This is a genomic window from Sutterella massiliensis (assembly GCF_016899755.1).
GTDB lineage: Bacteria > Pseudomonadota > Gammaproteobacteria > Burkholderiales > Burkholderiaceae_F > Sutterella > Sutterella massiliensis.
In genome coordinates, this window is record NZ_JACJJC010000014.1 from 62,770 (window position 1) to 69,296 (window position 6,527).

General features: G+C 59.0%; 6 protein-coding genes. 4 read left to right on the forward strand and 2 right to left on the reverse strand.

Annotated elements, in window-relative coordinates; translation table 11 throughout:
* Positions 1 to 62 precede the first annotated feature (62 nt).
* Positions 63 to 1,259, reverse strand: coding sequence for a murein transglycosylase A (mltA, locus tag H6A60_RS09075; RefSeq protein ID WP_205103732.1), 1,197 nt, complete (start codon positions 1,257 to 1,259; stop codon positions 63 to 65).
* Between the two features lie 236 nt (positions 1,260 to 1,495).
* Here mltA and rpe point away from each other — a divergent pair, with 236 nt between their 5' ends.
* From rpe to H6A60_RS09095, 4 genes are read left to right on the forward strand one after another with little or no spacing between them, the layout of a single operon-like run.
* Positions 1,496 to 2,185, forward strand: a complete 690-nt coding sequence (gene rpe, locus H6A60_RS09080) for a ribulose-phosphate 3-epimerase (RefSeq protein ID WP_205103734.1) — start codon at positions 1,496 to 1,498, stop codon at positions 2,183 to 2,185.
* A gap of 10 nt (positions 2,186 to 2,195) precedes the next feature.
* On the forward strand, positions 2,196 to 2,894 hold the full coding sequence (locus tag H6A60_RS09085) for an HAD family hydrolase (protein ID WP_205103736.1): 699 nt from the start codon (positions 2,196 to 2,198) through the stop codon (positions 2,892 to 2,894).
* Positions 2,891 to 3,373 (forward strand): DUF1311 domain-containing protein, encoded by a 483-nt coding sequence (locus H6A60_RS09090; RefSeq protein ID WP_205103738.1) that lies wholly within the window; start codon positions 2,891 to 2,893, stop codon positions 3,371 to 3,373. The genes H6A60_RS09085 and H6A60_RS09090 overlap by 4 nt, the downstream gene beginning before the upstream one ends.
* Positions 3,374 to 3,392: 19 nt before the next feature.
* A complete protein-coding gene (locus tag H6A60_RS09095; RefSeq protein WP_205103740.1) occupies positions 3,393 to 4,229 on the forward strand; it encodes a uracil-DNA glycosylase in 837 nt (278 codons plus the stop codon).
* An 87-nt stretch (positions 4,230 to 4,316) separates the two neighbouring features.
* Here the strand turns inward: H6A60_RS09095 and H6A60_RS09100 are convergent, their stop codons facing one another.
* The gene (locus H6A60_RS09100; protein ID WP_205103742.1) at positions 4,317 to 6,131 is read right to left on the reverse strand and encodes a M61 family metallopeptidase; all 1,815 of its coding nucleotides are present in this window, start codon (positions 6,129 to 6,131) and stop codon (positions 4,317 to 4,319) included.
* Between the last annotated feature and the right edge of the window lie 396 nt (positions 6,132 to 6,527).

Consider the following 6,527-nt stretch of genomic DNA (forward strand, 5'->3'; position numbering starts at 1 on the left):
CGCCGCCTCGGCAGAACCGGGGCGGCGCAATTTTTTTGAACCGGGGGTTCGTTATCGGCGCGCTAGCGGCCGCGCCCGGGGCGAATGTCTTCGGGTTTGAGGCCGCTAGGCACCAACACCCAAAGCGATGCGTCGCTACGTTGGCGGCCCGCTTCGCGACCCGCCTCGTCGCCAAAGCCCCAGAAATAGTCGACACGAATAAGGCCCTTGATGGCCGCGCCTGTATCCTGTGCGACGACAGGCCGCACGAAGTCAAGCGCCGGGCGCGTCTGGTGTACTTCAAGCATGAGGGGCGTACCGAGCAGCCAGTGCTTCGGGTCGACTGCGACGCTTGCGAGCGGTGTGAGCGGAACGCCTTGTGCGCCGAGCGGGCCGAGTTCCGGGTGTCCCGTGCGTTCCTCAAAGAAGACGAAGCTCGGATTTTGCGCGAGTGCATCGCGCACCTTCGCCGGATTCTTCTTGGCCCACGCGCGGATGTTCTGCATGGAGAGCTCGTGAGCCTTAAGTTCGCTGTTTTTAACAAGCCAATTGCCGATTGCGCGGTATTTGTAGCCGTTTTGATCGGCAAAGCCTACCCGCATAAAGCTGCCGTCCGGCAGAGAAATGCGTCCCGAGCCTTGAATCTGCAAGAAGAAAGCGTCAACGGGATCGTCCACCCAAGCGATGGCCCAGCGATCCATGTCGGTGCGCTTCTGTATGGCGGCACGATCGTCATAGGGGACGACGCGTCGCCCTTCGAGTTTGCCGCGAAGACGCAGTCCTTTGAGCGACGGATAGAGTTCGGCCAAGTCAATGACGAGGAGATCGTCGGGCACGCCGTAAATCGGGTAGACGTAAGGCGGCGTTTTCGTGCGGCTACCGCGAAGAAGCGGTTCGTAGTAGCCGGTGGCAAGCCCGGTTTCGTCGCGTGAAATGAGTTCGCCCGCTTCAAAGCGGCCGAGCGAAACGCGCCAAGGCGCAAAGTTGGCTTCAAAGAAGGCTTGGGCAAGTTCCTTCGGTGTCTGCAAGGCTATCGTGCAGACGTTGTGAAACGGCGAGTTGGCCCTGAGCGCGCTGCAGGAGGTGCGAAAAGCGTTGAATGCGGCGAGCCAGTCCTCTTGAGAAACTGCCGGCATGGCGGCAAAGCTGTCGGGCTCGAAATGAGGAGCCGTTACCGTCTCCTGCGGCGGTTCGGGCGGCTGCTGCGTAGTCGAGCAGGCGGCAAGCAAAAGCGCGCTGAGCGAAAGCGCGGCGGCGCGAAGCGAAAAGCGGCGATTCATCGAAGTGGCGTCGGTCGATAAAGAAAGGCGCGAATGCGGTCGCATCGGCGCCGGATTGACGCAGAGTCTATCGCACGTTTTCGAACGCATTCGAGCGGGATACGGGGTGCGCAAACTTTGCGGCGACGACGCCGCACACCGATTCGCGCGCGAAGCCTGTCGGCCTGCGTCTATACTGCAGCGCGAAGCAGCGGGCAGCCGCCCGGGCAATCTCCACATTTTTAGGATCGAACGCCATGCGTACTTGTCGAATCGCGCCTTCCATTCTTTCCGCAGACTTTGCTCGACTCGGCGAGGAAGTCCGAGACGTCGTTGATGCGGGTGCCGACTGGATTCACTTCGATGTGATGGACAATCACTACGTGCCGAATCTCACCGTCGGGCCGTTGGTTCTTCAGGCCATTCGTCCGCACACGAGCGTGCCGATCGACGTGCACCTGATGGTTGACCCCGTTGACGAAATTATTCCCGCCTTTTTGAAGGCGGGTGCCGACATCATTACTTTTCATTGTGAAGCCTCGCGTCACATCGACCGCACGCTGCAGCTCATTCGGCAGGGCGGTGCCAAGGCTGGGCTTGTCTTCAATCCCGCAACGCCCCTCTCGTACCTCGACTACGAGCTCGATCGTATCGATGTGGTGCTTCTGATGAGTGTGAATCCGGGTTTCGGCGGGCAGAGCTTCATCGAGTCGACGCTCGAAAAGACCGTTGCCGTTCGCGAAAAGCTCGATCGCTATAAAGCGGAAACGGGACGCGAAGTGATGCTCGAGATCGACGGCGGCGTTAAGCCAGAAAACATCGCGCGCATCGCAGCTGCAGGCGCTGACACGTTTGTGGCGGGATCGGCTGTTTTCGGCGCGGGCGGCAAGAGCGGCTACGCCGACGTTATCTCGCGCATGAAGGCTGCGGTTGCCGCGCTCGACTGAAGGTTCGCTCATGACGGTGAAAGCGGTATTTTTTGACCTCGACGGTACGCTCGTCGATTCGCTGCCGGCGCTCTACGAAGGTGTGCGGCGGCTTTCCGTCGAAATCGATCTTCCCGATCCGGGGCGCGAACGGGTCGGCGATATGATCGGCGCGGGCATTCGCGTATTGGTCGGACGGCTCATTGCCTGGTGGCGCGAAGCCGCGCCGGGGCATGCCTTGCCCGAAGTTGACGACGCGTTGCGCTCGCTTGCTTCGCATTGGGCAGACGCGGGTACGGCGGCAATTTGCGTCTATCCGGGTACGATCGAAGGCATTCGCGCGCTCCGCGAAGCGGGGATCAAGACGGCGCTTGTCACAAACAAAGTGCGCGATCTTACGCTCGAGCTTCTTCAGGAAAAAGGCCTTGCGGGCCTTTTTGATGCGATCGTGACTGGGAGCGACTGCGAACGGCTCAAACCCTATCCGGACATGATCGAGCGTGCGCTTCTGCTTACTGGAGTCACGTCCGCTTGTGCTGTGATGGTCGGCGACAGTCGAAACGACGCAATGGCTGCGCGCGCTGCGGGCGTTCATGCGCTCCTTGTGGAGACGGGGTACAACGAAGGTGAACCGCTTGCCACATGGGCAACCGCCAATGGTTTCTTCAACGTTTTCGACGACACGGCCGCCGCTTGTCGCGCCGTGCTCCAAAAAGAGGAATTTCGGTGAACTTCTCTATGGACATTCGCCAGAAGCTCGCGCCGGCAGTCGCTGCCGCAACCGTATTTTTTGCGAGCGGTGCGGCGCTTGCCGCGAAGACGCCGCCCGTGCCGACAATGCAGGAGGTTCAGGTCTGCTACGAGAAGGCGCATGCCGAGGGCGCTTCGCCTTCACCCGACGCAATGGCGCCTTGCCTCGAGAAGGAACTTGCCTTCGTGAAAAGCGAGCATAAGGATGCGACCGAGCGCGTTGCTGCCATGGCTAAAGCGGCCGACAAGGAACAGGGCGTGCGTACGCGCTGGACCAAGTTTATTCAGGCCGGTCAGAGCTTCGATACGTTCGTGACGCGCGAGTGCGCGTACTTCGGCATGACGACTAAGGGCAATCGACGCGCCGAAAAGAATGGCGAGCTCGCGTGCAGGATCAACTACTACCGCATGCGCACGAACGTGCTCAAGAATCGATTCTTGAGCGGTGCCAGGCGCTGATGGCAAAGAGGAAATACGCATGACGAGTCGTTTGGCCGCGCTGTCAGTCAAGCCGGATTTTTCCATCGAAACGCTTCAGGGGCGATGGCGGGCGCTTGCCGCCGATTTCTTGATGAGCGCGCAGGGACGAACGCTCGTTGCGCACATCGATGCGCTCGAGACGAACGTCTATCCGCCCACGCCCTTCAAGGCGCTCGAGCTCACACCTTTTGAGTCCGTGCGTGCGGTCATCATCGGGCAGGACCCTTACCACACGCCGGGAAAAGCCGAGGGGCTCGCCTTTTCGGTCGGCAACAACGAGGCGCTGCCGCCGTCGCTAAAGAATATTTTCAAGGAGCTCGCTTGGGAGGAGGGTTGTCGCGCGCCCGTTCGCACAGCGGGTAGCCTCGTTGATTGGGCGCATCAGGGCGTGCTGCTTCTGAACACCATTCTCACTGTGGAAGAAGGCAAACCGCTCAGTCACGCGGGACTCGGTTGGGAAGCCTTCACGAACGAGCTCATCGAGACGCTTTCGCGCGAAAAGTCTCATCTTGTTTTCGTGCTCTGGGGCAGGCCCGCGCAGCAGATGCGGGCTCTCATTGACGAGCGCAAACACGCCGTCATCGCTTCGAGCCATCCATCCCCCTTCTCGGCCTCGCGCGGCCCGGATGCGTTCATGCTTTCGAGAACTTTTTCTCGCGTGAACGAATGGCTTGCCGCACACGGCGAAGCGCAGATCGATTGGCGCGGCCCCGTGTCGGCAAGCGAAGTAGCCGCAGCGCAAAGGACTGAAAGAAAGAAGACGGACGCGTCGAACAGGAAGAAAGCCGAGTCAAAGGTGCCCCGGCTTGACCCCGAACAGCCGTCGCTCTTTTGACGCTTCGTGACGATTGCGTAGCGGAGCGGCGGCCGAGTTGAGGTACGCGCGGCAACTCCACTCGGAGCGCCGCTTTCGGTTTTTGCGTCAGAGCGGCGTCTCGGCCTTTTCTTCAATTTTCTGCGGCAGGCGCTCAAGGAATGCCGGCTCGGGCTCGCGCGAAAGGTCAAGGACGCCGCGCTCGATCCTGTGACCTCGGAACCACAGAATTTCGGCCGATCGGCCTCGGAGACGTTCGATTTGACGGTTGACGGTGCGTACGGTCGTTCGTTCGCCGTCAATGGCGATCAGCTCGTCGCCGGCAAAGAGCCCCGCTTGGAAAGCCGGTGAGGTCGAAGGCACATACTGAAGCACGATTTTTCCGTCGTCTCGAGTGTTCGCATAGCGGATGCCGGCAAGACGCAGTGCCGCGGGTGTATCGGGGTCGGGTGCAAGGACAAGCCCATGCGAGTCAAGCGCAGCCTTTAGTTCTGCTCGCCAGACGTCGTGCGCGGTGCTCGACGCATCCGCTTTTTCTGTCAATATTTGGATGAGCGGCGCCAGGTCGCAGCCGGTATGGCGGTGAATGGCGGTAACGAGCGCGTCAGGGGTAAGTCCCGCGTAGGTGCCGGCAGAGGCCGACCGCAGATAATCGCCGTAAAGCCCTCGCATCACGTCGTCGAGCGATCGGTCCGGTGCGAGCGAGCGGATTTTGCTTTCGAGAATGAAAGCGAGCAGCGCCCCTTTGCTGTAGTAGCTCGTCTGCGAGTAAGGCGAATCGGCGCTCTGGCGGTAGAGCTTTACCCATGCGGCCATACTCGATTCTGTGAGCGACATGCGGTCGAACCCCTCACGGGTAAGTGCCGCGTTGAGTCTGGCATTGAAGCCTTTGAGCCATTCCTTGCGGTCGATGACGCCAGCGTCGAGCGCAAGCCGGCCTTCGTAGTAGGAAGTAAATCCTTCGAAGAGCCAGAGGTCGGTCGTATAAGCTTCGCGCGTGAGGTCGTACGGGACGAACGCTTTGGGACGAATGCGCTTAACGAGCCAGGCATGGAAGTACTCGTGCGAGACGAGCGTAAGAAAGTCGTCGTAGTCCTTGGGCGGGGTTTCCTCACCCGCTGCAGGCAGTACGCGGGGATCGTGTAGCAGAACGGTGCCTTCGGCGTGCTCGAGGCCGCCGTAAAGCTCAGGCGCGAGATGAAGCGACAGCAGATATCGATCAAAGGGCGCTCGGCCTTCAGGATCCCAGAAGCGAATGATCGTTTCAAAAAGACGAGCGAGATCCGAGCGGATGCGCTCGACGTTGATTGACGGTACGCCCGTTATGAGAATCCGGTGCACGACGCCGCAGACAAGGACGTCAAAAACATGAGCGCACTCGCTCTGCGAGAGAAGATGCCAAGGCGAGTCGAAGAATCGCTCAATACTCTCTGCTTTAAAGAGCGGCAGACTCGACCTGTGGGCGGCATCGTTCGACACCACTTCGTCGAGCGTGCCCAAGATCCGGTAGCCCGGGGCATCAAAGGCAATCGTGACAGGCATCCTTTGCGAAAGCCCCTCGGGGAAGAGAAATAGGGCTGCTGGATTGATGAAGCCGCGGGAATGATCAAGCCAAGCGTCGTGGATGCCTTCACTGTATGCAAAAGCCTCGTATTCAATATCGACAAGAGCGTCGGGAGCGAGCGCTTCGAGCGCAACCTGCCAACTGGCTTTGCCAAGTCGAACGACCTTAAGTGTTTCGCCTGTCGCTGCAGCGACCGCGCGAGGCGTACGGATTCGCGAAGCGAATTCGCGCATTAGGTAACTTCCGGGAGTCCAGGAAGCTGCGGTCAGTACATGCAGCTTAAGTACGCTAGCCGGTACGCGAATGCGAACTTGATAGAGGTGCGCTTCTGGTAAAGCGCGGACGGTGTAGTGAAGCATGAGGCGAAATTCTGGTGGATGGTGAAAATAGAGCGACCGTGCAAAGCCATTATTTTAGGTAGTATTGCGTATTTCTGTTTGGTTGCCTTGACAGAAGCTGAAACGATCGGCAGAATACGCAACCTCGCCGCTCGCTGGAGCGGACGAAACAAGAGCGAAAGCGACGAAATTAAAAATTCTTCGAAATTGCTCTTGACAAACAGAATCGATTTCGATATGATTTCAATTCTGCGCTGAACGAAATGTTTAGCAGTTCTTTAAAAATTCGATTCAACGAACCGATAAGCGTGAACGTCGTAGAGCGGCGAATTTCTTAGGAAGTTCTCGAAATTTTACGAGTTCGCGCTTTGATGGAAAGCCGAAAGACGAAAGTTAATTCTTTCTCTTTCAATTCCG

Bases quoted from the DNA above. Each gene is read 5' to 3' on its own strand.
- rpe (WP_205103734.1), top strand. From the start codon at position 1,496: ATGCGTACTTGTCGAATCGCGCCTTCCATTCTTTCCGCAGACTTTGCT.
- H6A60_RS09085 (WP_205103736.1), top strand. From the start codon at position 2,196: ATGACGGTGAAAGCGGTATTTTTTGACCTCGACGGTACGCTCGTCGAT.
- H6A60_RS09095 (WP_205103740.1), top strand. From the start codon at position 3,393: ATGACGAGTCGTTTGGCCGCGCTGTCAGTCAAGCCGGATTTTTCCATC.
- H6A60_RS09100 (WP_205103742.1), bottom strand. From the start codon at position 6,131: ATGCTTCACTACACCGTCCGCGCTTTACCAGAAGCGCACCTCTATCAA.
- mltA (WP_205103732.1), bottom strand. From the start codon at position 1,259: ATGAATCGCCGCTTTTCGCTTCGCGCCGCCGCGCTTTCGCTCAGCGCG.